The following is a 22,943-nucleotide window of genomic DNA, read 5'->3' on the forward strand; positions in this document are numbered from 1 at the left end:
GTATGGGTGGCCGCCCTTCGGCGTTGCCGGGGATCGTCTCAGGGAGGGCGGTGACGCGCTCGCCCTGACCGGGCTGGTGCTCGGCTGGCTGTCCACCGTCGGCTGGACGCTCGTCCTGACGCTGGATCAGCGGCCGATCCGGAGATAGGGCTCCAGGGCGCGAAGGCGGGTGTAGTGGTCGGGGTGGGTGGACAGCAGGCGGGCGAGCTTGCCCGGCTCCTGGAGCCGCTGGCCCGTGGCGAGGGCGTGGGCCTTCACCGCGTCCTCGTGGGCCTGGAGCTGGTAGAGCACCTGCGTCATCTGACCGGCGAAGCCCAGTGCGGCGGCCTGCTGGTCGGCGCGCAACTCGCTCTGTCGGCCGACGTACGCCAGCAGATACGGGGCGATGACGAGCGGGACGGTGATGTACGGGATGGTCAGGAAGCCGGCGAGCAGGAAGCAGCTCATGAACAGCAGAAGGACGAACGTCGCCGCCCCCGAGAACACGCTGGCGATCGCGAGCGCGATCCGGGCCAGCCCCTTGGTCAGGGCCCAGAGGATCCGGCCGGGCAGGGAGTACCAATAGCCGAGCAGGCCGGCCCAGGCGTGGCCGCCGGTGTGGTGACCGAGTTCATGGGCGAGTACGGCGGCCAGGTTGCTACTGGGAATCTCGTTCAGGGCGTAGGTGGTGACGCTGACGACATGCCCCGCGACCGCCGAGGCGTTCAGCTCCGGGCTGTTCTCCACCATCAGCTCGTACGAGTGCGCCTCGATGCCCGCGCGGGCGGTCACCTCCCGCCACACCGGCTCCAGCCGCGTCCGCTCCTGCTCCAGCGGCGGCCGGAGCTTCAGGACGCGGCGGGCGAAGACCAGCTCGGTCGGCCGGTGGAAGACGAACGCCCCGGACGCGAGCCACAGGAGTACGACCACCCAGGCACCGGTCTGCCCGACGAACGCCGCCGCGACCGTGGCCATGACGGCCAGGCTGACGACGAACCCCGGCAGGTGGATCAGTAACCGGCCGACAGCCGTGGCATCCGCTCCGCGCTGATGCTCCGCCACGTGGATACGAGAGCCGAGGTGACGGTAGTCGAGGTCATCGGCGGCTCGGGTGGGTTGAGGGGGGACGGCGGCGTAGGGCGGGCCCTGTGGAGGCGCGGCGGGGTGATGCGGAGCCGTGGGGGGAGGGAAGGGGGTGGGGTAGGTGGACCCAGCGGCCGGAGGTGCGGGGGTGGTGGTCGGGTATGCGGGGCCCGTGGCGGGGTGTGCGGGGGTGGTGGTCGGGTATGCCGGGCCCGTGGCGGGATATGCCGGCCCGGTGTTTGGGTGTGCGGGGCCGCTGGTGGGGTATGCAGGTGCTCCCGTCGGGTACTGCGGTGGCGTGGGCGTCGGGGCCGTCGGCGTCGGATGGGGAGACGCCGGGGGAGCGGTGGGGTAGTGCGGGGCCGGTGGGGCCGTCGGGTACTGCGGTTCCGGCATGGGCGCCGGGTCCGGAGGCTGGGTCATGGGGTTCCTTCGTATGTGTGTGAGGGGGACGTCAGCCGATGAGCGCCGCGGCGGGGAGGAGTACGGTGCCGGCGCAGAAGGCGATCAGGCCGGTGCGGATCCACTGGTGCTTGCGGGCGGCGATACGGCTGGTCTCGGTGAGGGCCGCCCTGAGTCCGGAGGCGTGGTCGCGTTCGGTGTCGGCGAGGGCATCGGTCAGCCGGCCTTCCCGGACGGCCTGCTGGACGTCGCCGAAGTAGCAGAGGGGCTGGCCCGGGGCCCAGACGCCGGTGCGGTAGCGGGGCAGGACGGCGAGCAGCAGGGCCAGCAGCGACAGGCCGAGGGCGAGCGCGCCGGCCCACCACATGAAGGTCCCGGGCGCCGAGAGTTGGCCCGGCGCCCATTTCCGCCCGGCCACCAGCCCGCTGAACACCCCCGCCGTCATCCCGAGCGCCGCCACCAGCACGGACGCCTTGCTGTCGGCCCGCGCGATCTCCCCGCGCATCTCGGCGAGCAGCCGCTCGGCGACGGCGTGACCGGACGGCGCCATGGCTGCGGCGGCGCCCGGCGTCGTCGTCACGAGCGCCACCGCGGGTCGGGGGGCGTGGGGACACCGGGCTGGGTAGGCGTGTACGCCGGAGGCGGCGGGGGCGTGGCGGGTGCCGGACCGTCGGCGACGGGGGCCGCCGCAGGCGGGGCCGATGCCGCGGCTGCGGGGGCGTACGGCGCCGGTGGCGTCCCCGGCGCAGCCGGTGCCTGCTCCACGTGCGGGCTCTGCTCCCCGTAAGAGTCACCGTACGAGCCCGCCGGCAGCGCACCCTGCGCCCGCGCCCGGATCAGGTTGTCCACCTCCTGACGGACCTGCTTCAAGGACTCGGCCTTCTGGTAGTCCTCCAGCTCTTCACCCCCGATCAACTCCAACTGACCCTTGATGAAAGTGAGTTGGTCCTGATGGATGTTGTTGATGACCAGCTGGGTGTCCTCGGGATGGGCGGCGAGGTGCAGGGCCCAGGCGCCGACTCCGCCGTGCTGGAGGTGGTACTGGTAGAAGTTGATCTTCGCGGCGACCAGTTCCTGCTGCTGCCGCTGCCGCAACGCCTCCAACTCGTGCTGCTGCTGCGCCTGCCGCATCCGGAACTCGTGCTCGGGGTCGAGCATCTCCGCCTCGTAGCGCAGCGCCCGTTGCCGCCGCCGGTGGGCGATCGCCTCGTCGTCCAGCCGCAGCCGCACCAGGCAGGTGACCGCCAGCCCGATGCCCGCCGCGAACTGCCCGCCTTCGACGGCCTGTTGGACCGCGCCCTCCGCCGCCGGGCTCGCCTCGATGGGGAAGCGGCGGGTCACCGGCCTTGCGAGGTGCTGGAGTTCGCGGGTCAGGCGGGTCGGGACGTCGCGTTCACCGCTGCGTACATAGGCCTCGGGGTCGACGACCCGCCAGGTCAGGTCGGCCGTCGCGCCGAAGGCGAACGCGTCGTCGTCGCTGGGCAGGTGAAGGTCCAGCTGGACCGGGTGACTGCCCATGTCCACCTCGTAGACGGAGGTGTAGCGGCGGGTCGCCGCGTCCGTGCGGCTCGGCCGGTGCGGCGGGACGTAGACGTCGTACGCGCCGCCCGCCGTGGCGAAGACCAGTGCGTGGTCGATCGCGGTGACCGGCCGTCGGGCGGTGTAGTCGAACCGCGCGATCGGTCTGACGGTGAGCACCGGGTCGATCAGTGTGCTGTGCCGGTCGGCGTTCTGCTGCCACTCCGGCTGACGGCGGAAGTCCGCCATGGGGCCACTCCTAGGGAACCTTGAGAATCCTGTGCTTCGGATGAATCACGCCGCCGGATGCAGCAGCGTCAGCAGACGGTCCGCGACCGGGGGCCGCGGCCCGCCGTCCTCCGCCCGCATGGTCCGCAGCTCGTGGTCGAGGCGGTCCCGGTCGGCCGCCGTGACGACCAGCGCGGGCAGCAGCAGTTCCAGGGCCTGCGCGGCGTCCGCGCGGCGCTGGGCGACGTGCACCCAGGTGTGCAGGGCGTTGAGGGCCTGCCGCGTGTGGGCGCGGTCGCCGAGGGCGGTACGCCACAGGGTGGCGAGATCGCGGGCGGAGTCGGCTTCGTACATGCCGGTGTGGGCGTACCAGTCGACGAGCGCCTCGTCCTCGGCGTTGTCGCAGGCCCGCACGAACGCGTTGAGCGCGAGTGTCCGGACCGCCGGGGTGTCGTGCTGCAGCAGCCGTACGAGCTCGGAGAGCATCTCGCCGCGCCGTCCGCCCACGGACAGCAGCAGGGCCGTCGACTCGATCAGGTTGTTGCTCTCTGCGGGGCTCGAGTCGTCGGCACGGGCCCGGGTCGCGAGTGCGCCGAGTGCGCGGCCGGCCAGGTCGGGGCGGAGCGGCGCCAGCAGGCCGAGGGCGCGGATCGCGGTCCACCGGCGCGCCCAGTGGCTGTCGGTGCACCAGCGCGTGAGCAGGCCCAGCACGACCGGTGTGTCGAGGAGTTGGGCGAGGGTGAGCGCGTTGGCAGCGGTCACACGGGGACCGAAGGCGCCGGAGACCGCCCAGCCGTCGATGAGCAGCGCGACCGCCGAGGGCAGATCGGCGCGGGCGAGCAGGGCGGCGGCCGCGGCGGCCCGGGTCCGTACGACGGGACGCCCGTCCCGCGCCAGCTCCTTCAGCCACGCCACCAGCGCCGGCCGGGCCGAGGGGTGGCCCGTCCACACCTCGGTGAGCAGCACCCGGGGTGTGTCCTCCCGCGGGAAGTACGCCGTGAACTGCGGCACCGGCCCCCACTCGGTCGTCTCGCTGCGCGTCTCGCCCTGAGCCCCGGCCCGCTCCAGACGGGTCTCGGCCGCGTCGCCGAACACCGGGATCTCCGGTGGCAGTTCGGGATGCTGGAGCCGCTGGAAGTGCACGAAGAGCTTGTCGGCCAGCTCGGCGGCCAGCACGTACGGAGCCCGGTCGAACACGGCCAGCGCGATCAGGAACGCCTTGTCCCGCAGATCGGTGTCGGTGTCGCTCAGCCGCTCCCGGCACTGCTTCTCCACCGCTGCCTGCCCGAAGTCCACCAGCCGCGCCCCGGCCGCCGCGCTCCCGTCGTACACGGCCAGCGCCCGCGCGAACTCGGCCGCCACACCCGGGTGATGCGGCCCCCGGGCCATGAAGTCCCGCATGGCCGGGAGCGCCAGCAGCTCCTCACAGCCGTCCTCCCGCAGCACCCCCAGATGCGCCCGTACGACGTCCAGGGCGCCCGGCGCCTCCCACGGCTGAGCCGTGATCCCCTGCAGGAACGGCGACTTCTCGACCGTCACCACCAGGTAGCCGTCGTTCTGCTTGAGCCGGTCACGGGCCGCGTACAACTGCACGTCCCGCAGCGGCCGGTTGCGCGTCAGCGGCAGATCACGCAGCACGTATCCGCCCGGCTGGGTGAGCCTGCCGGGCAGGGTCGCCGGGGTCGTCTCCGCCGACAGGGCGCGTACGGCGGGCACGCCCAGACGGTGCAGCAGCATGCGCGCGGCCGCATACCGCCCGCTGGCGTGGCCGCCGGCCAGCACCAGGACGCGTTCCTGGCGCAGCCGCTCAAGCGTTCCGGAGAAGGAAGCGCCCGCCACGAAGACCGCGTCGAGTGCCTCAAGACGCTCCCGCGGAATCTCGCCCGAGGCGTCGGCCGCCGTATCCGGCGCGTACTGGTGGATCTCCGTCTTGCCGCCCATGAAGACGTCGCCGGTGACCTGCCCGCCGGACACGCCGTGCTGGGCCCCGCCGACCAGGCTGCCGCCGAACGACGCCGCGGAGCCGAGGATGAACCCCGGGGTGTGCACGAACAGTTCGCGCTGCGCGGCCCGCGCTTCCTGCGTCTGCTCCTCGGGCCCGTCGGAAGCGGTGACCGAGGCTTCCTCGTCCAGCGCCTGCGCGGGCACCGTCACGCCGGCTCACCCCCGGACCTGCCGAGGTGGACGTCCCCGGTGACCCGGCCGCCGGACACACCGTGCTGGTCACCGCCGACGAGGCTGCCGCCGAAGCTAGGGGAACCGCCGTTGAAGTTGAAGACGGGGCCGGCGGAACCCGGGGGCGCCTCCCGCCCCGGTGCCGGGCCGTCCCCCGAAGTTCCCGGCACCGGGGCTCCCCCCTTCTCACCGTGGTCGTCGGACCGCTTCCCCGCGCCGGGCACGTCCGGTACCGGCCCGTGCAGCCAGGCCCGCAGCGCCCCGTTCTTGCTGTCCACCGTGACCGCGTGGAAGTCCTCGGCCGGGATGCCGGTGTGGCTGTGCCGCACGATCCCGGCATGGACGCTCTCCGAGACACACAGGGCGAAGTCGTCGTCGCGCTCCCGCAGGGCCGCGCGCAGCAGCTGGGCGTCCAGCAGGCGGCAGGCGTGGTTGAGGTCGGAGCCGACCCAGCCGTCGCGCTCGTCCACCGCGACGTACCCCGTGGCGACGACGCCCCGCAGCCGGATCTGCGCCGAGCTGGACGCCATGCGGTTGACCGCGCGCAGCTGGGCCGGGACCTCGGTGAGCAGGGCGCGCAGCAGCGCGGTCACCGAGGCGTTGGCGTCGATCAGCTCCATCACCGCGTCGCCCCGGTCGGCCCGCAGCCGCAGTGTCTCGTCGATGCCGGCGCTCTCCAGGGCGCGGTCGGTGATGTCGTAGAGCATCCGCCGTAGGTACGCCTGCTCCACGTCGTCGCGGTCGCTGAACCTCTCGATGTCGAGCAGCAGGATCGTCCGGCTCACGGGGTCGGTCATGGTCGCCTTTCGGGTGAGGAGGCCGTGGGAGGCCTTTCGCCTGGCGAGCAGAGTGGCGTGAGTGGCGGCTCGGGCGCGTGGCCGGATGACGCACTCGAACTGTGACCGTGTGCACAGAACGCTGCCGCGGGCAGCGCGCGCTCGCCTCAAGGCTCCGCGCGCGCGATCCGCCGTAGCACATCCATCCGCACGATCCGCAGTGTTCGCCTCCCGGTCACCACCACTCCTCGGTCCCGCAGCTCCTTCAGCAGCCGCTGGACCATCTCCCGGGACGCCCCGACCGAACCGGCCAGCTCCTGCTTGCTCAGCGGGACCAGCAGCTCGACGCCTGTCTCCGTGTACTTGGCGTTGGTATGGGCGAGCTGGAGCAGCAGGGCCGCGAGCCGCTCCCGTACCTGCATGGAGGCGAACTCCAGCCGGCGCTGGTCGGCCGCGCGCATCCGGTCGGAAGTGAGGCCGAGGAGGGCGTAGGAGACGGCAGGGGAGTCGGCGAGGAACTCCGTGAAACGCTCCCGTTCGACCGCGACGGCCCGCACCTCCTCCAGCGCGGTCACCGTGGCCGAGCGGGGCCGCCCGGTCAGCGCGGCGGACTCGCCGACGATGTCGCCGGGGCCGCGCAGCGCGAGCAGCGCCTCGTAGCCGTTGACGGCGGCCGCGGTCACCTTGGTCCAGCCGCGCGTGATGAACAGGACGTACGACGACGGCTCGTGCTGGTGCAGCAGCACGTCCCGTGTCCTGAACCGGAGCTCCCGGCCGAGGCCGAGCAGGGTGCCACGGTCTCCCGCCTCCAGCCGGGCCAGGAAGGGCACCCGGTCGTCCAGTCCGTTCTCGCCGGGTAAGCCGACCCCCGTCATGAAAAGTCCCCCGTCTCCGTGAGCGGCACGCGACCGCTCAACGTACTGAAAACGTGTTGACACCTGCACGGGATCGTCGACATTCACGGCCGAGGAGAGCGGAAGGGGCGACAGAAGGTGACGCGGAGCTCACCGGGGTAGCTTGGGGTACAGGGACATGTCCGGTATGTCGGGGCCCATTGCATTTGTTTTGACCGATGTCCGTGGGCTAGGTACGCTCAGACCTTGTGCCTGGGGTGTGCCCTGGCTCTCGTGCGTGCCTTCAACCGCATAGCGAGCTGTGAGCGGCCACCGTAATCTGTGCTCTTTTCGCCTTGCGGCGGGAGTCCGCCGGATTCGACACACCCGACCGCGTGGGTCGGCGACGTTCCAGGTTAGCTGTACCCATCGGCACACAGAAACCGGAGAAGTAGTGCCTACGATCCAGCAGCTGGTCCGCAAGGGCCGGCAGGACAAGGTCGAGAAGAACAAGACGCCCGCACTTGAGGGTTCGCCCCAGCGTCGCGGCGTGTGCACGCGTGTGTTCACGACCACCCCGAAGAAGCCGAACTCGGCCCTGCGTAAGGTCGCGCGTGTGCGTCTGACCAGCGGGATCGAGGTCACCGCTTACATTCCGGGTGAGGGACACAACCTGCAGGAGCACTCCATCGTGCTCGTGCGTGGTGGCCGTGTGAAGGACCTGCCGGGTGTTCGCTACAAGATCATCCGCGGTTCCCTCGACACCCAGGGTGTCAAGAACCGCAAGCAGGCCCGCAGCCGCTACGGCGCCAAGAAGGAGAAGTAAGAATGCCTCGTAAGGGCCCCGCCCCGAAGCGCCCGGTCATCATCGACCCGGTCTACGGTTCTCCTCTGGTGACCTCCCTGATCAACAAGGTGCTGCTGAACGGCAAGCGCTCCACCGCCGAGCGCATCGTTTACGGCGCCATGGAGGGCCTGCGCGAGAAGACCGGCAACGACCCGGTCATCACGCTCAAGCGCGCTCTTGAGAACATCAAGCCGACCCTTGAGGTCAAGTCCCGCCGTGTCGGTGGCGCCACCTACCAGGTCCCGGTCGAGGTCAAGCCCGGCCGTGCCAACACCCTGGCGCTGCGCTGGCTGGTCGGTTACTCCCGCGCCCGTCGCGAGAAGACCATGACCGAGCGTCTGCTCAACGAGCTCCTCGACGCCTCCAACGGCCTCGGTGCCGCTGTGAAGAAGCGCGAGGACACGCACAAGATGGCCGAGTCCAACAAGGCCTTCGCGCACTACCGCTGGTAGTCGCAGTCCACATCGAGACCGAGAGAAGACTGAAGCCTTATGGCTACCACTTCGCTTGACCTGGCCAAGGTGCGCAACATCGGCATCATGGCCCACATCGACGCGGGCAAGACGACCACCACCGAGCGGATCCTGTTCTACACCGGCGTTTCGTACAAGATCGGTGAGGTCCACGACGGCGCTGCCACCATGGACTGGATGGAGCAGGAGCAGGAGCGTGGCATCACGATCACCTCTGCTGCCACCACCTGTCACTGGCCGCTGGAAGACGTCGACCACACCATCAACATCATCGACACGCCGGGCCACGTCGACTTCACCGTCGAGGTGGAGCGTTCGCTGCGCGTGCTCGACGGTGCGGTGACGGTGTTCGACGGCGTCGCCGGTGTTGAGCCCCAGTCCGAGACGGTGTGGCGTCAGGCGGACCGCTACGGCGTTCCGCGTATCTGCTTCGTCAACAAGCTCGACCGCACGGGCGCCGAGTTCCACCGCTGCGTGGACATGATCTCGGACCGCCTGGGCGCGCAGCCGATCGTCATGCAGCTCCCGATCGGTGCCGAGGCCGACTTCAAGGGCGTCGTGGACCTGGTCCGCATGAAGGCGCTCGTGTGGTCCGCCGAGGCCACCAAGGGCGAGATGTACGACGTCGTCGACATCCCGGACACCCACACCGAGGCTGCCGAGGAGTACCGCGGCAAGCTGCTTGAGGCCGTGGCCGAGAACGACGAAGAGATCATGGAGCTGTACCTGGAGGGCCAGGAGCCCACCGAGGAGCAGCTGTACGCCGCGATCCGTCGTATCACCATCGCCTCCGGCAAGGGCACGGGCACCACGGTCACCCCGGTGTTCTGCGGTACCGCCTTCAAGAACAAGGGCGTTCAGCCCCTGCTCGACGCGGTCGTGCGCTACCTGCCTTCCCCGGTCGACATCGAGGCCATCGAGGGCCACGACGTCAAGGACCCCGAGGTCGTCGTCCGGCGCAAGCCGTCCGACGACGAGCCGCTGTCGGCGCTGGCGTTCAAGATCATGAGCGACCCGCACCTCGGCAAGCTCACCTTCGTCCGGGTCTACTCGGGCCGCCTGGAGTCCGGCACCTCGGTGCTGAACTCCGTCAAGGGCAAGAAGGAGCGCATCGGCAAGATCTACCGCATGCACGCGAACAAGCGTGAGGAGATCGACTCGGTGGGCGCCGGCGACATCATCGCCGTCATGGGTCTGAAGCAGACCACGACCGGTGAGACGCTGTCCGACGACAAGAACCCGGTGATCCTGGAGTCCATGGACTTCCCGGCCCCGGTCATCCAGGTCGCCATCGAGCCCAAGTCGAAGGGCGACCAGGAGAAGCTCGGCGTCGCGATCCAGCGCCTGGCCGAGGAGGACCCGTCCTTCCAGGTCCACTCGGACGAGGAGACCGGCCAGACCATCATCGGTGGTATGGGCGAGCTGCACCTTGAGGTGCTGGTCGACCGTATGCGCCGTGAGTTCAAGGTCGAGGCCAACGTCGGCAAGCCGCAGGTCGCGTACCGCGAGACGATCCGCAAGGCCGTCGAGCGCGTCGACTACACGCACAAGAAGCAGACTGGTGGTACCGGCCAGTTCGCCAAGGTGCAGATCGGCATCGAGCCGCTTGAGGGTGGCGACACCTCGTACGAGTTCGTGAACAAGGTGACCGGTGGTCGTATCCCGAAGGAGTACATCCCTTCGGTCGACGCCGGTGCGCAGGAGGCCATGCAGTTCGGCATCCTCGCCGGTTACGAGATGACCGGTGTGCGCGTGATCCTGCACGACGGTGCGTACCACGAGGTCGACTCCTCCGAGCTCGCGTTCAAGATCGCCGGTTCGCAGGCCTTCAAGGAGGCCGCGCGCAAGGCCAGCCCTGTGCTCCTTGAGCCGATGATGGCCGTCGAGGTCACCACGCCCGAGGACTACATGGGTGAGGTCATCGGTGACATCAACTCCCGCCGTGGCCAGATCCAGGCCATGGAGGAGCGGGCCGGTGCCCGCGTCGTGAAGGGCCTCGTGCCCCTCTCGGAGATGTTCGGTTACGTCGGCGACCTGCGCAGCAAGACGTCCGGCCGTGCCAGCTACTCCATGCAGTTCGACTCCTACGCCGAGGTTCCGCGGAACGTCGCCGAGGAGATCATCGCGAAGGCCAAGGGCGAGTAACGCTCCGCGTTCACACGCTTTAGGCTTGACTCCGGAGTCTCGTGGGGCATTCCACCGCAATCATGGTGAGAATGCCCCCGGGCCCGGGCTTTCCAGCAAAGATCACCTGGCGCCGATGAAGCAAGGCGTTCAGAACCACTCCACAGGAGGACCCCAGTGGCGAAGGCGAAGTTCGAGCGGACTAAGCCGCACGTCAACATCGGCACCATCGGTCACATCGACCACGGTAAGACGACCCTCACGGCCGCCATTACCAAGGTGCTGCACGACGCGTTCCCGGACCTGAACGAGGCCTCGGCGTTCGACCAGATCGACAAGGCTCCTGAGGAGCGCCAGCGCGGTATCACCATCTCCATCGCGCACGTCGAGTACCAGACGGAGACCCGTCACTACGCCCACGTCGACTGCCCCGGTCACGCGGACTACATCAAGAACATGATCACGGGTGCTGCCCAGATGGACGGCGCCATCCTCGTGGTCGCCGCCACCGACGGCCCGATGCCGCAGACCAAGGAGCACGTGCTCCTGGCCCGCCAGGTCGGCGTTCCGTACATCGTCGTCGCCCTGAACAAGGCCGACATGGTGGACGACGAGGAGATCCTTGAGCTCGTCGAGCTCGAGGTCCGTGAGCTGCTCTCCGAGTACGAGTTCCCGGGCGACGACGTTCCGGTCGTCAAGGTCTCCGCGCTCAAGGCGCTCGAAGGCGACAAGGAGTGGGGCCAGTCGGTCCTGGACCTGATGGCCGCCGTCGACACCGCGATCCCGGAGCCGGAGCGCGACGTCGACAAGCCGTTCCTCATGCCGATCGAGGACGTCTTCACGATCACCGGTCGCGGTACGGTCGTCACCGGCCGTATCGAGCGTGGTGTCCTCAAGGTCAACGAGACCGTGGACATCATCGGCATCAAGACCGAGAAGACCACCACCACGGTCACCGGCATCGAGATGTTCCGCAAGCTGCTCGACGAGGGCCAGGCCGGTGAGAACGTCGGTCTGCTGCTCCGCGGCATCAAGCGCGAGGACGTCGAGCGCGGCCAGGTCATCATCAAGCCCGGTTCGGTCACCCCGCACACCGAGTTCGAGGCCCAGGCCTACATCCTCTCCAAGGACGAGGGTGGCCGCCACACGCCGTTCTTCAACAACTACCGTCCGCAGTTCTACTTCCGTACGACTGACGTGACCGGTGTTGTGACCCTCCCCGAGGGCACCGAGATGGTCATGCCCGGCGACAACACTGAGATGAAGGTCGAGCTCATCCAGCCCATCGCCATGGAAGAGGGCCTGAAGTTCGCCATCCGTGAGGGTGGCCGGACCGTGGGCGCCGGCCAGGTCACCAAGATCAACAAGTGATCTTGAACTGACCCGGTAGGTCTCTGAAGGGGCCCGTACGACTTCGGTCGTACGGGCCCCTTTGCCGTCCATTGCCGTCCTTTGCCGTCGTGGCAGGGCGTGAATGAAGCCTGGCCGAACCTTGGGCGACGGATTTGCGAGGGTTCCGCCGAGGTCGCCCTGCGAGCTGCGGGAATGGGCTTTCCTGGTGCGGGCCCAGAGTTTCCCGAGGACGGCCAGGTTTCCTGATGCACCGAGCGCGCGGCGGACTGTCGATGCCGTTGCCGAAGCAAGTCCCGGTCGCGGTGGCGGAACGCCCGCTGCAGCCGCTTCGTACCCGGCGGCTCTACGTCGTCGACGGCATCCGTCTGGTCGCGGCGCTGATGGTGGTGCTGCACCATTACGCCGGCACACGGCGGCTGAACGAACCGGGGAACGCGATCTGGAGCCGACCGGTCTCGGAGATCATGCCGTCGGTGTTCCATGTCGCGGCCTACGGCTGGATCGGCGTCGAGATTTTCTTCGTGATCAGCGGCTTTGTGATCTGCATGTCCTGCTGGGGCCGCACGCCCCGGCAGTTCTTCGTCTCGCGCGTGATCCGGCTGTACCCGGCGTACTGGTTCGCGGTCCTGTTCACCACGGCCGTGCTGGTGGCTGTACCGGGCGTCTGGGAGCGGCTCCCTGTCCGCGAAGTGCTGCTCAACCTGACGATGCTGCAAGCGGGTTCGGACGTACCGAACGTGGACATGGTCTACTGGACGCTCTGGTCGGAACTGCGCTTCTACCTGCTCTTCCTGGTAGTCGTGGCGATGGGCCTGACCTACCGCAGGGTGATCGTCTTCTGCTGCGTCTGGGGCGCGGTCGCGATGCTGGCGCCGGTATCGGGCTTCCCCCTGCTGGAGCTGCTCGCCAACCCCGACGGAGCCTGGTACTTCATCGCGGGCCTGGCGCTGTACTTGATGCACCGCTTCGGCCAGGACCTGCTGCTCTGGGGCATCCTGGCGATGGCCTGGCTGATGGGCCAGCTGGAGCTGGGGGAGCGGGTCGAGTACGAGGGCGTCTCCAGCTGGCGCGGAGCGGTCCTGATCTTCACGGCCTTCATGCTGGTCATGGTGGCGGTGTCCCTGGGCCGCCTGGACGGCATCCGCTGGAAGTGGCTGGTCACGGCGGGGTGCCTGACCTATCCGCTGTACCTGACGCACTACATGGCCGGCACGTCCCTGATCAGCCGCCTGCACGGGACGATGGACGCGCGGCTGCTGCTGGGGCTGCTGATCGCGGGGTTCCTGATGCTGAGCTGGGCGGTGCATCGCGTGGTGGAGCGGCCGGTGGCGCGGGTGTTGAAGCGGGGGTTGGACACGTCGTTCGCGCGGGTACGGGGGCGGCAGGTGCCGTGATGTGCCTGATCCCTTGGGCTGTCGGCGGCCCGGGTTTGACCTGCGTCACTCCCGGGGTATTCTCTCCGGCTCGATTGGCCAGGCCCCTGCCCCATATGGCAGACTGTCGGAGTTGCTCGGTCGAGTGTTGATGCTGCGCGCCTCCCGCCGGGAGGACTGGAAGCGAGTCCCACGGTACTCGTCGCCTTAACTGCCTTACGGCAGCGCTGGGGCGGACGTACGGGAATCTTCCGGGAAGTGTGGTGCGGCACCGGCCAGGCACCCGGTGGGCCTCTCGCCCTCGGCTTGCGGTTCCGGAAGGGCCGTGTGCATTCCCAGCAGGGATGTTCGAACAAGGGGCATCTGTGTCAGCGGGAGCGCGACACGCCCGACCGCGTGGGTCGGAGAGCGAGGAACAGGAACACCGGGTTCCAGAGCGTTACGAGACAAAGGACTACTGAGTAGCCATGGCGGGACAGAAGATCCGCATCCGGCTCAAGGCCTACGACCACGAGGTCATCGACTCCTCGGCGAAGAAGATCGTCGAGACGGTGACCCGTACTGGTGCGTCGGTCGCGGGCCCGGTGCCGCTGCCCACTGAGAAGAACGTGTACTGCGTCATCAAGTCGCCGCACAAGTACAAGGACTCGCGCGAGCACTTCGAGATGCGCACGCACAAGCGCCTGATCGACATTCTCGACCCCACCCCCAAGACCGTTGACTCTCTGATGCGACTCGACCTCCCGGCCGGTGTCGACATCGAGATCAAGCTCTGAGGGTCGGTGATCTGAGAATGGCTAAGCAGATCAAGGGCATCCTGGGCGAGAAGCTCGGCATGACGCAGGTGTGGGACGAGAACAACCGTGTTGTTCCGGTCACCGTCGTCAAGGCCGGCCCCAACGTCGTGACCCAGGTTCGTACCAACGACGTCGACGGCTACGAGTCGGTCCAGATCGCCTTCGGCGAGATCGACCCGCGCAAGGTGAACAAGCCCCTCAAGGGCCACTTCGCCAAGGCCGACGTCACCCCCCGTCGTCACCTCGTCGAGATCCGCACCGCTGACGCCTCCGAGTACACGCTCGGCCAGGAAGTCACGGCCGAGGTCTTCGAGGCCGGCGTGAAGGTCGACGTCACCGGCAAGAGCAAGGGCAAGGGCTTCGCCGGTGTCATGAAGCGTCACAACTTCAAGGGCCTCGGCGCCGGTCACGGCACCCAGCGCAAGCACCGCTCCCCCGGTTCCATCGGTGGCTGCGCCACCCCGGGCCGTGTGTTCAAGGGCCTCCGCATGGCGGGTCGCATGGGCAACGAGCGGGTCACCACCCAGAACCTGACCGTCCACGCCGTTGACGCGGAGAAGGGTCTGCTGCTCATCAAGGGCGCGGTTCCCGGTCCGAACGGCGGCCTCGTCCTGGTCCGCACCGCGGCCAAGGGGGCCTGAGGTAACCGATGAGCACTGTTGACATCCTTTCGCCGGCGGGCGACAAGGCCGGTACCGTCGAGCTCCCCGCGGAGATCTTCGACGTAGAGAAGATCAGCGTTCCGCTGCTTCACCAGGTCGTCGTCGCACAGCTGGCCGCTGCCCGCCAGGGCACCCACAAGACCAAGACCCGCGGTGAAGTCCGTGGTGGTGGCAAGAAGCCTTACCGCCAGAAGGGCACCGGTCGCGCCCGTCAGGGTTCGACCCGCGCGCCGCAGTTCGCCGGTGGTGGCGTCGTGCACGGTCCCGTGCCGCGCGACTACTCGCAGCGGACCCCCAAGAAGATGAAGGCCGCGGCCCTGCGCCACGCCCTCACCGACCGGGCCCGCAACAACCGCATCCACGTCGTCTCCGGCGTCATCGAGGGTGAGACCCCCTCGACGAAGGCCGCGAAGTCGCTGTTCGGCAAGATCTCGGAGCGCAAGAACCTGCTCCTGATCGTCGAGCGCGCCGACGAGGCCGCGTGGCTGTCCGCCCGCAACCTGCCCCAGGTCCACATCCTGGAGCCGGGCCAGCTGAACACGTACGACGTTCTCGTCTCGGACGACGTGGTCTTCACCCAGGCCGCCTTCGAGTCCTTCGTGTCCGGCCCGAAGGCCAATGACACCGAAGGGAGCGAGGCCTGATGGCTATCCGTCACCCCGCCATTGCCTCCAAGGCGGCCAAGGCCGCCAAGGCCGCGCGCGTCGCCAAGGCGCGTCGCCACGCCACCGAGGGCAAGAACACCGTCGAGACCCCGCTGAGCAAGTCCTTCACGGACCCCCGTGACGTGCTGCTCAAGCCGGTCGTCTCCGAGAAGAGCTACGCGCTCCTCGACGAGGGCAAGTACACGTTCATCGTCGACCCGCGTGCCAACAAGACCCAGATCAAGGAGGCCGTCCAGGCGGTCTTCTCGGTCAAGGTCACCGGGGTCAACACGATCAACCGCCAGGGCAAGCGCAAGCGGACCCGCACGGGCTTCGGCAAGCGCGCCGACAGCAAGCGGGCGATCGTGACCCTCGCCGAGGGCGACCGTATCGACATCTTCGGCGGTCCGACCGCGTAAGCGGGTCGGATCGTCCGATATCGGACGAGGACTGAGAAATGGGAATCCGCAAGTACAAGCCGACTACGCCGGGCCGTCGTGGTTCCAGCGTCGCCGACTTCGTCGAGGTCACGCGGTCCACGCCGGAGAAGTCGCTGGTCCGCCCGCTGCACAGCAAGGGCGGCCGTAACAACGCCGGTCGTGTGACCGTTCGCCACCAGGGTGGCGGACACAAGCGCGCCTACCGTGTGATCGACTTCCGTCGTCACGACAAGGACGGCGTGCCGGCGAAGGTCGCGCACATCGAGTACGACCCCAACCGCACCGCGCGCATCGCGCTGCTGCACTACGCCGACGGCGAGAAGCGCTACATCCTCGCCCCGCGCAACCTGCAGCAGGGTGACCGCGTCGAGAACGGTCCCGGGGCCGACATCAAGCCGGGCAACAACCTGGCGCTCCGCAACATCCCGGTCGGTACCACGATCCACGCGATCGAGCTCCGTCCCGGTGGCGGCGCCAAGTTCGCCCGCTCCGCCGGTGCCTCCGTGCAGCTGCTCGCGAAGGAGGGCTCGATGGCCCACCTCCGCATGCCGTCCGGTGAGATCCGCCTGGTCGACCAGCGCTGCCGCGCCACGGTCGGCGAGGTCGGCAACGCCGAGCAGAGCAACATCAACTGGGGCAAGGCCGGCCGTAAGCGCTGGCTGGGCGTCCGCCCGACCGTTCGCGGTGTGGCGATGAACCCGGTTGACCACCCGCACGGTGGTGGTGAGGGCAAGACCTCCGGTGGTCGCCACCCGGTCAGCCCCTGGGGTCAGAAGGAAGGTCGTACTCGTTCGCCGAAGAAGGCTTCGAACAAGTACATCGTCCGCCGCCGCAAGACGAACAAGAAGCGCTAGGAGCGGGTTTAGATGCCGCGCAGTCTCAAGAAGGGGCCCTTCGTCGACGACCACCTGATCAAGAAGGTGGACGCCCAGAACGAAGCGGGCTCTAAGAACGTCATCAAGACCTGGTCCCGTCGCTCGATGATCGTCCCGGCCATGCTCGGCCACACGATCGCGGTGCACAACGGCAAGACCCACATCCCGGTGTTCGTCACCGAGTCGATGGTCGGCCACAAGCTCGGCGAGTTCTCGCCGACGCGCACCTTCCGGGGTCACGTCAAGGAAGACCGGAAGTCGAAGCGCCGCTAGTAGCGGATCGCATTCAGACACGTAAGTAACTGAAGGGACAACCATGGAAGCCAGGGCCCAGGCGCGGTACATCCGCGTCACGCCCATGAAGGCCCGCCGCGTGGTGGACCTCATCCGTGGCATGGACGCCACGGAGGCCCAGGCGGTCCTGCGATTCGCTCCGCAGGCCGCCTCCGTGCCGGTCGGCAAGGTGCTCGACAGCGCCATTGCCAACGCCGCGCACAACTACGACCACACCGACGCCGACAGCCTCTACATCTCCGAGGCGTACGTCGACGAGGGTCCGACCCTGAAGCGGTTCCGTCCGCGCGCCCAGGGCCGTGCCTACCGGATCCGCAAGCGGACCAGCCACATCACCGTGGTCGTCAGCAGCAAGGAAGGAACCCGGTAATGGGCCAGAAGGTAAACCCGCATGGGTTCCGGCTCGGTGTCACGACCGACTTCAAGTCGCGTTGGTACGCCGACAAGCTGTACAAGGACTACGTCAAGGAAGACGTCGCCATCCGTCGGATGATGACGTCCGGCATGGAGCGCGCCGGTATCTCGAAGGTTGAGATCGAGCGCACCCGTGACCGTGTCCGCGTGGACATCCACACCGCGCGTCCGGGCATCGTCATCGGCCGCCGCGGCGCCGAGGCCGACCGCATCCGCGGTGACCTGGAGAAGCTGACCGGCAAGCAGGTCCAGCTGAACATCCTTGAGGTCAAGAACCCGGAGACGGACGCTCAGCTGGTGGCCCAGGCCGTCGCCGAGCAGCTCTCCTCCCGCGTCTCCTTCCGTCGGGCCATGCGCAAGAGCATGCAGTCCGCCATGAAGGCCGGCGCCAAGGGCATCAAGATCCAGTGCGGTGGCCGCCTCGGTGGCGCCGAGATGTCCCGCTCGGAGTTCTACCGCGAGGGCCGTGTGCCCCTGCACACGCTCCGCGCGAACGTGGACTACGGCTTCTTCGAGGCCAAGACGACCTTCGGCCGCATCGGTGTGAAGGTCTGGATCTACAAGGGCGATGTCAAGAACATCGCCGAGGTCCGCGCCGAGAACGCTGCGGCCCGTGCGGGTAACCGCCCGGCCCGCGGTGGTGCCGACCGCCCGGCCCGTGGTGGCCGCGGTGGCGAGCGGCGCGGTCGCAAGCCGCAGCAGGCTGCCGGTTCCGAGGCCCCCAAGGCCGAGGCTCCCGCGTCCGCTCCGGCTGAGAGCACCGGAACGGAGGCCTGACCGAAATGCTGATCCCCCGTAGGGTCAAGCACCGCAAGCAGCACCACCCGAAGCGCTCCGGCGCTGCCAAGGGTGGCACGACGGTTGCGTTCGGCGAGTACGGCATCCAGGCGCTCACCCCGGCGTATGTGACGAACCGCCAGATCGAGGCCGCTCGTATCGCCATGACGCGTCACATCAAGCGTGGTGGCAAGGTCTGGATCAACATCTACCCGGACCGTCCCCTCACCAAGAAGCCTGCCGAGACCCGCATGGGTTCCGGTAAGGGTTCTCCGGAGTGGTGGATCGCCAACGTCAAGCCCGGACGCGTGATGTTCGAGCTGTCGTACCCCAACGAGAAGATCGCCCGTGAGGCCCTGACTCGCGCCGCCCACAAGCTGCCGATGAAGTGCCGGATCGTCAAGCGCGAGGCAGGTGAAGCGTGATGTCGGCCGGTACCAAGGCGTCCGAGCTGCGCGAGCTGGGCAACGAGGAGCTTCTGGCGAAGCTCCGCGAGGCCAAGGAAGAGCTGTTCAACCTCCGCTTCCAGGCGGCGACGGGGCAGCTTGAGAACCATGGCCGTCTGAAGGCGGTCCGCAAGGACATCGCGCGGATCTACACCCTGATGCGCGAGCGTGAGCTGGGCATCGAAACGGTGGAGAACGCCTGATGAGCGAGAAGAACGTGACTGAGAACGCAGAGGCCCGCGGCTTCCGCAAGACCCGTGAGGGTCTCGTCGTCAGCGACAAGATGGACAAGACCGTCGTCGTCGCTGTCGAGGACCGCGTCAAGCACGCGCTGTACGGCAAGGTCATCCGCCGTACGAACAAGCTCAAGGCGCACGACGAGCAGAACGCCGCGGGTGTCGGCGACCGCGTCCTCCTCATGGAGACCCGGCCGCTGTCCGCGACGAAGCGCTGGCGCGTCGTCGAGATCCTCGAGAAGGCCAAGTAATTCCTGCGGGGCAAACCCCGCAGGTCAGTTCCGCCAGGCTCGGCAGGGGCTCCCCTCGTAACGAGGAGGCCCCTGCCGGGAACCGGCAGACAAACAGGAGATAGACGTGATCCAGCAGGAGTCGCGACTGCGCGTCGCCGACAACACTGGTGCGAAGGAAATCCTTTGCATCCGTGTGCTCGGTGGCTCCGGTCGCCGCTACGCGGGCATCGGTGACGTCATCGTCGCCACCGTCAAGGACGCGATCCCCGGTGGCAACGTGAAGAAGGGTGACGTCGTCAAGGCGGTCATCGTTCGCACCGTCAAGGAGCGCCGCCGTCCGGACGGCTCGTACATCCGCTTCGACGAGAACGCCGCCGTCATTCTGAAGAACGACGGCGACCCTCGCGGCACCCGCATCTTCGGCCCGGTCGGCCGTGAGCTGCGCGAGAAGAAGTTCATGAAGATCATCTCGCTCGCGCCGGAGGTGCTGTAAGCATGAAGATCAAGAAGGGCGACCTGGTCCAGGTCATCACCGGTAAGGACAAGGGCAAGCAGGGCAAGGTCATTGCCGCTTACCCGCGCGAGGAGCGCGTCCTGGTCGAGGGTGTCAACCGGGTCAAGAAGCACACCAAGGCCGGTCCGACCGCTCGCGGTTCCCAGGCCGGCGGCATCGTCACGACCGAGGCGCCGATCCACGTCTCCAACGTCCAGCTGGTCGTTGAGAAGGACGGCAACAAGGTCGTCACGCGTGTCGGTTACCGCTTCGACGAAGAGGGCAACAAGATCCGCGTTGCCAAGCGGACGGGTGAGGACATCTGATGGCTACCACCACCACTCCGCGTCTGAAGACGAAGTACCGCGAGGAGATCGCGGGCAAGCTGCGTGACGAGTTCAAGTACGAGAACGTCATGCAGATCCCCGGCCTCGTCAAGATCGTGGTCAACATGGGTGTGGGCGACGCCGCCCGCGACTCCAAGCTGATCGAGGGCGCCATCCGCGACCTCACCACGATCACCGGTCAGAAGCCGGCCGTCACCAAGGCCCGCAAGTCCATCGCGCAGTTCAAGCTGCGTGAGGGTCAGCCGATCGGTGCCCACGTCACGCTCCGTGGCGACCGCATGTGGGAGTTCCTGGACCGCACCCTGTCGCTCGCGCTCCCGCGCATCCGCGACTTCCGTGGTCTGTCCCCCAAGCAGTTCGACGGCCGTGGCAACTACACCTTCGGTCTCACGGAGCAGGTCATGTTCCACGAGATCGACCAGGACAAGATCGACCGCGTCCGGGGTATGGACATCACCGTGGTCACCACGGCGACCAACGACGCTGAGGGCCGCGCGCTCCTTCGTCACCTCGGCTTCCCCTTCAAGGAGGCGTGAGCGAGATGGCGAAGAAGGCTCTGATCGCGAAGGCTGCTCGCAAGCCCAAGTTCGGCGTGCGTGGCTACACGCGCTGCCAGCGCTGCGGCCGTCCCCACTCCGTGTACCGCAAGTTCGGCCTGTGCCGCGTGTGCCTTCGTGAGATGGCTCACCGTGGCGAGCTGCCGGGCGTGACCAAGAGCTCCTGGTAGTCCCCGCTTTTTAGGGATTCCGGAGTCTCTCGGTAAGCACTGGGCGTGTCAGGCGCCCTCCCCTTCATGGCTTAGGCTTGGAGGGTTGGGCGCCTGACAGTCGCCCGTACGACTTACTACGCCGTAGGTCCACCGCGCCGCACCCGTCCCGTCTCGGATCGGGGAGAGGGATGGCGCACCAGGAAACCCCGGCGAGAGAGGCCGAAGGCCAATTCATGACCATGACTGATCCGATCGCAGACATGCTTACGCGTCTGCGGAACGCGAACTCGGCGTACCACGACACCGTGGCTATGCCGCACTCGAAGATCAAGTCGCACATCGCGGAGATCCTCCAGCAGGAGGGCTTCATCACGGGCTGGAAGGTCGAGGACGCCGAGGTCGGCAAGAACCTCGTCCTCGAGCTGAAGTTCGGCCCGAACCGTGAGCGCTCCATCGCGGGCATCAAGCGGATCTCCAAGCCCGGTCTCCGGGTGTACGCGAAGTCCACCAACCTGCCGAAGGTGCTCGGCGGCCTCGGCGTGGCGATCATCTCCACGTCCCACGGGCTTCTCACCGACAAGCAGGCCGGCAAGAAGGGCGTAGGCGGAGAAGTTCTCGCCTACGTCTGGTAACGGAAGGGAACGGAGGAAACAGCTATGTCGCGCATCGGCAAGCTCCCCATCGCGGTTCCCGCCGGCGTGGACGTCACCATCGACGGCCGTACGGTCAGGGTCAAGGGTCCCAAGGGCGAACTGACCCACACCGTCTCGGCGCCGATCGAGATCGTCAAGGGTGAGGACGGCGTCCTGAACGTCACCCGCCCGAACGACGAGCGTCAGAACAAGGCCCTGCACGGCCTGTCCCGCACGCTGGTGGCGAACATGATCACCGGCGTGACCCAGGGTTACGTGAAGAAGCTCGAAATCAGCGGTGTCGGTTACCGCGTGACCGCCAAGGGCTCGAACCTTGAGTTCGCGCTCGGCTACAGCCACCCGATCCTGGTCGAGGCCCCCGAGGGCATCTCCTTCAAGGTGGAGACCCCGACCCGTTTCCAGGTCGAGGGCATCGACAAGCAGAAGGTCGGCGAGGTTGCGGCCAACATCCGCAAGCTGCGCAAGCCCGACCCGTACAAGGCCAAGGGTGTCAAGTACGAGGGCGAAGTCATCCGCCGCAAGGTCGGAAAGGCGGGTAAGTAAGCCATGGCATACGGGCAGAAGATCCTGAAGGGCGACGCCTACAAGCGCGCCGCGATCAAGCGCCGTCACATCCGGATCCGCAAGCGGATCTCTGGTACGGCGGAGCGTCCCCGTCTGGTCGTTACCCGCTCGAACCGCCACATCGTGGCCCAGGTGATCGACGACATCAAGGGTCACACCCTGGCGTCGGCGTCCACCCTGGACACCTCGGTCCGCGGTGGCGAGGGCGACAAGTCCGCGCAGGCCAAGCAGGTCGGCGCCCTGGTCGCCGAGCGTGCCAAGGCCGCCGGTGTCGAGGCCGTCGTGTTCGACCGTGGTGGCAACCAGTACGCCGGGCGCATCGCCGCCCTGGCGGACGCCGCCCGCGAAGCCGGCTTGAAGTTCTGAGCCGTTCGTAGCTAGCGGAAAAGAGAGAGGTAAATCCAATGGCTGGACCCCAGCGCCGCGGTGGCGGTGCCGGTGGCGGCGAGCGGCGGGACCGGAAGGGCCGTGACGGCGGCGCAGCTGCCGCCGAGAAGACCGCGTACGTTGAGCGCGTTGTCGCGATCAACCGCGTCGCCAAGGTTGTGAAGGGTGGTCGTCGCTTCAGCTTCACCGCGCTGGTCGTGGTGGGCGACGGTGACGGCACCGTGGGTGTCGGTTACGGCAAGGCCAAGGAGGTGCCGGCCGCCATCGCCAAGGGCGTTGAGGAGGCCAAGAAGCACTTCTTCAAGGTCCCCCGTATCCAGGGCACCATCCCGCACCCCATCCAGGGTGAGAAGGCTGCCGGCGTCGTGCTGCTCAAGCCCGCGTCCCCGGGTACCGGTGTTATCGCCGGTGGTCCGGTGCGTGCCGTGCTCGAGTGCGCCGGTATTCACGACGTGCTGTCGAAGTCGCTCGGCTCCGACAACGCGATCAACATCGTGCACGCGACCGTGGCGGCCCTGAAGGGCCTGCAGCGTCCCGAGGAGATCGCGGCCCGCCGTGGTCTGCCGCTTGAGGACGTCGCTCCCGCGGCTCTGCTGCGTGCGCGTGCCGGGGCGGGTGCGTAATCATGGCGCAGCTGAAGATTACGCAGGTCAAGTCCTACATCGGCAGCAAGCAGAACCACCGTGACACCCTGCGCTCCCTTGGTCTCAAGGGCATCAACACGCAGGTCGTCAAGGAGGACCGCCCCGAGTTCCGCGGCATGGTGCACACCGTCCGCCACCTCGTGACGGTCGAGGAGGTCGACTGA

The 22,943-nt window shown here is 67.9% G+C and carries 31 protein-coding genes; 25 read left to right on the forward strand and 6 right to left on the reverse strand.

Annotation, left to right across the window (positions count from 1 at the left end; genetic code table 11):
- Positions 1-126: 126 nt before the first annotated feature.
- From H4N64_RS06375 to H4N64_RS06400, 6 genes are all read right to left on the reverse strand, one after another.
- Positions 127-1,041, reverse strand: a complete 915-nt coding sequence (locus H4N64_RS06375) for a M48 family metalloprotease (protein ID WP_336246652.1) — start codon at positions 1,039-1,041, stop codon at positions 127-129.
- A 475-nt stretch (positions 1,042-1,516) separates the two neighbouring features.
- Positions 1,517-2,014 (reverse strand): Pycsar system effector family protein, encoded by a 498-nt coding sequence (locus tag H4N64_RS06380; protein WP_186281299.1) that lies wholly within the window; start codon positions 2,012-2,014, stop codon positions 1,517-1,519.
- A gap of 26 nt (positions 2,015-2,040) precedes the next feature.
- Positions 2,041-3,231: a PE-PGRS family protein gene (locus H4N64_RS06385; RefSeq protein ID WP_186281130.1), complete on the reverse strand. Its 1,191-nt coding sequence runs from the start codon at positions 3,229-3,231 to the stop codon at positions 2,041-2,043.
- A 45-nt stretch (positions 3,232-3,276) separates the two neighbouring features.
- Positions 3,277-5,364 carry a hypothetical protein gene (locus H4N64_RS06390; RefSeq protein ID WP_186281308.1) on the reverse strand — a complete coding sequence of 696 codons (2,088 nt, stop codon included), beginning with the start codon at positions 5,362-5,364 and terminating at the stop codon, positions 3,277-3,279.
- Complete coding sequence (locus H4N64_RS06395; protein WP_186281131.1) at positions 5,361-6,182, reverse strand: hypothetical protein; 822 nt, start codon at positions 6,180-6,182, stop codon at positions 5,361-5,363. Before H4N64_RS06395 ends, H4N64_RS06390 begins: the two co-directional genes overlap by 4 nt.
- A gap of 146 nt (positions 6,183-6,328) precedes the next feature.
- Positions 6,329-7,036 carry a Crp/Fnr family transcriptional regulator gene (locus H4N64_RS06400; RefSeq protein WP_186281132.1) on the reverse strand — a complete coding sequence of 236 codons (708 nt, stop codon included), beginning with the start codon at positions 7,034-7,036 and terminating at the stop codon, positions 6,329-6,331.
- Between the two features lie 412 nt (positions 7,037-7,448).
- Between H4N64_RS06400 and rpsL the strand changes: the two genes are divergently transcribed.
- The 25 genes from rpsL (at position 7,449) to rpmD (ending at position 22,943) form a co-directional block, all read left to right on the forward strand.
- Positions 7,449-7,820: a 30S ribosomal protein S12 gene (rpsL, locus tag H4N64_RS06405; protein WP_003948652.1), complete on the forward strand. Its 372-nt coding sequence runs from the start codon at positions 7,449-7,451 to the stop codon at positions 7,818-7,820.
- Positions 7,821-7,822: 2 nt separating this feature from the next.
- Positions 7,823-8,293: a 30S ribosomal protein S7 gene (gene rpsG / locus H4N64_RS06410; protein ID WP_003998848.1), complete on the forward strand. Its 471-nt coding sequence runs from the start codon at positions 7,823-7,825 to the stop codon at positions 8,291-8,293.
- 39 nt (positions 8,294-8,332) lie between these two features.
- Complete coding sequence (gene fusA / locus H4N64_RS06415) at positions 8,333-10,459, forward strand: elongation factor G (protein WP_186281133.1); 2,127 nt, start codon at positions 8,333-8,335, stop codon at positions 10,457-10,459.
- A gap of 156 nt (positions 10,460-10,615) precedes the next feature.
- Positions 10,616-11,809, forward strand: a complete 1,194-nt coding sequence (gene tuf, locus H4N64_RS06420) for an elongation factor Tu (protein ID WP_115906452.1) — start codon at positions 10,616-10,618, stop codon at positions 11,807-11,809.
- Between the two features lie 227 nt (positions 11,810-12,036).
- Positions 12,037-13,185: an acyltransferase family protein gene (locus H4N64_RS06425; protein ID WP_418896246.1), complete on the forward strand. Its 1,149-nt coding sequence runs from the start codon at positions 12,037-12,039 to the stop codon at positions 13,183-13,185.
- A 446-nt stretch (positions 13,186-13,631) separates the two neighbouring features.
- Positions 13,632-13,940: a 30S ribosomal protein S10 gene (gene rpsJ / locus H4N64_RS06430; protein WP_003948644.1), complete on the forward strand. Its 309-nt coding sequence runs from the start codon at positions 13,632-13,634 to the stop codon at positions 13,938-13,940.
- Between the two features lie 17 nt (positions 13,941-13,957).
- A complete protein-coding gene (rplC, locus tag H4N64_RS06435; RefSeq protein ID WP_062706771.1) occupies positions 13,958-14,602 on the forward strand; it encodes a 50S ribosomal protein L3 in 645 nt (214 codons plus the stop codon).
- A gap of 8 nt (positions 14,603-14,610) precedes the next feature.
- The gene (gene rplD / locus H4N64_RS06440; RefSeq protein WP_030952370.1) at positions 14,611-15,267 is read left to right on the forward strand and encodes a 50S ribosomal protein L4; all 657 of its coding nucleotides are present in this window, start codon (positions 14,611-14,613) and stop codon (positions 15,265-15,267) included.
- Positions 15,267-15,686 carry a 50S ribosomal protein L23 gene (gene rplW / locus H4N64_RS06445; RefSeq protein WP_186281134.1) on the forward strand — a complete coding sequence of 140 codons (420 nt, stop codon included), beginning with the start codon at positions 15,267-15,269 and terminating at the stop codon, positions 15,684-15,686. Before rplD ends, rplW begins: the two co-directional genes overlap by 1 nt.
- 38 nt (positions 15,687-15,724) lie before the next feature.
- On the forward strand, positions 15,725-16,561 hold the full coding sequence (gene rplB, locus H4N64_RS06450) for a 50S ribosomal protein L2 (protein ID WP_007494772.1): 837 nt from the start codon (positions 15,725-15,727) through the stop codon (positions 16,559-16,561).
- A 12-nt stretch (positions 16,562-16,573) separates the two neighbouring features.
- Entirely contained in the window at positions 16,574-16,855 is a 282-nt protein-coding gene (gene rpsS / locus H4N64_RS06455) for a 30S ribosomal protein S19 (protein WP_095748093.1), read from the forward strand.
- Between the two features lie 43 nt (positions 16,856-16,898).
- Positions 16,899-17,246, forward strand: a complete 348-nt coding sequence (rplV, locus tag H4N64_RS06460) for a 50S ribosomal protein L22 (RefSeq protein WP_019329637.1) — start codon at positions 16,899-16,901, stop codon at positions 17,244-17,246.
- Positions 17,246-18,067 carry a 30S ribosomal protein S3 gene (rpsC, locus tag H4N64_RS06465; protein WP_031477835.1) on the forward strand — a complete coding sequence of 274 codons (822 nt, stop codon included), beginning with the start codon at positions 17,246-17,248 and terminating at the stop codon, positions 18,065-18,067. The genes rplV and rpsC overlap by 1 nt, the downstream gene beginning before the upstream one ends.
- 5 nt (positions 18,068-18,072) lie before the next feature.
- The gene (rplP, locus tag H4N64_RS06470; RefSeq protein ID WP_030967307.1) at positions 18,073-18,492 is read left to right on the forward strand and encodes a 50S ribosomal protein L16; all 420 of its coding nucleotides are present in this window, start codon (positions 18,073-18,075) and stop codon (positions 18,490-18,492) included.
- Positions 18,492-18,716 carry a 50S ribosomal protein L29 gene (rpmC, locus tag H4N64_RS06475; protein ID WP_007494763.1) on the forward strand — a complete coding sequence of 75 codons (225 nt, stop codon included), beginning with the start codon at positions 18,492-18,494 and terminating at the stop codon, positions 18,714-18,716. Before rplP ends, rpmC begins: the two co-directional genes overlap by 1 nt.
- Positions 18,716-19,000, forward strand: a complete 285-nt coding sequence (gene rpsQ, locus H4N64_RS06480) for a 30S ribosomal protein S17 (protein ID WP_018543912.1) — start codon at positions 18,716-18,718, stop codon at positions 18,998-19,000. Before rpmC ends, rpsQ begins: the two co-directional genes overlap by 1 nt.
- A 106-nt stretch (positions 19,001-19,106) precedes the next feature.
- The gene (rplN, locus tag H4N64_RS06485; protein ID WP_003998823.1) at positions 19,107-19,475 is read left to right on the forward strand and encodes a 50S ribosomal protein L14; all 369 of its coding nucleotides are present in this window, start codon (positions 19,107-19,109) and stop codon (positions 19,473-19,475) included.
- Positions 19,476-19,477: 2 nt separating this feature from the next.
- Positions 19,478-19,801, forward strand: coding sequence for a 50S ribosomal protein L24 (gene rplX / locus H4N64_RS06490; RefSeq protein WP_003998822.1), 324 nt, complete (start codon positions 19,478-19,480; stop codon positions 19,799-19,801).
- Complete coding sequence (gene rplE / locus H4N64_RS06495) at positions 19,801-20,358, forward strand: 50S ribosomal protein L5 (protein WP_007494758.1); 558 nt, start codon at positions 19,801-19,803, stop codon at positions 20,356-20,358. Before rplX ends, rplE begins: the two co-directional genes overlap by 1 nt.
- A gap of 5 nt (positions 20,359-20,363) precedes the next feature.
- Positions 20,364-20,549, forward strand: coding sequence for a type Z 30S ribosomal protein S14 (locus tag H4N64_RS06500; RefSeq protein ID WP_003948630.1), 186 nt, complete (start codon positions 20,364-20,366; stop codon positions 20,547-20,549).
- Between the two features lie 215 nt (positions 20,550-20,764).
- Positions 20,765-21,163, forward strand: coding sequence for a 30S ribosomal protein S8 (gene rpsH, locus H4N64_RS06505; protein WP_015658459.1), 399 nt, complete (start codon positions 20,765-20,767; stop codon positions 21,161-21,163).
- A 24-nt stretch (positions 21,164-21,187) separates the two neighbouring features.
- The gene (gene rplF / locus H4N64_RS06510) at positions 21,188-21,727 is read left to right on the forward strand and encodes a 50S ribosomal protein L6 (RefSeq protein WP_186281135.1); all 540 of its coding nucleotides are present in this window, start codon (positions 21,188-21,190) and stop codon (positions 21,725-21,727) included.
- A gap of 3 nt (positions 21,728-21,730) precedes the next feature.
- Entirely contained in the window at positions 21,731-22,114 is a 384-nt protein-coding gene (gene rplR / locus H4N64_RS06515) for a 50S ribosomal protein L18 (RefSeq protein ID WP_055632352.1), read from the forward strand.
- Between the two features lie 38 nt (positions 22,115-22,152).
- Entirely contained in the window at positions 22,153-22,758 is a 606-nt protein-coding gene (rpsE, locus tag H4N64_RS06520; protein WP_003992370.1) for a 30S ribosomal protein S5, read from the forward strand.
- Between the two features lie 2 nt (positions 22,759-22,760).
- Positions 22,761-22,943, forward strand: coding sequence for a 50S ribosomal protein L30 (gene rpmD, locus H4N64_RS06525; RefSeq protein WP_003974250.1), 183 nt, complete (start codon positions 22,761-22,763; stop codon positions 22,941-22,943).

The organism is Streptomyces cupreus (assembly GCF_014257025.1).
Lineage (GTDB): Bacteria > Actinomycetota > Actinomycetes > Streptomycetales > Streptomycetaceae > Streptomyces > Streptomyces cupreus.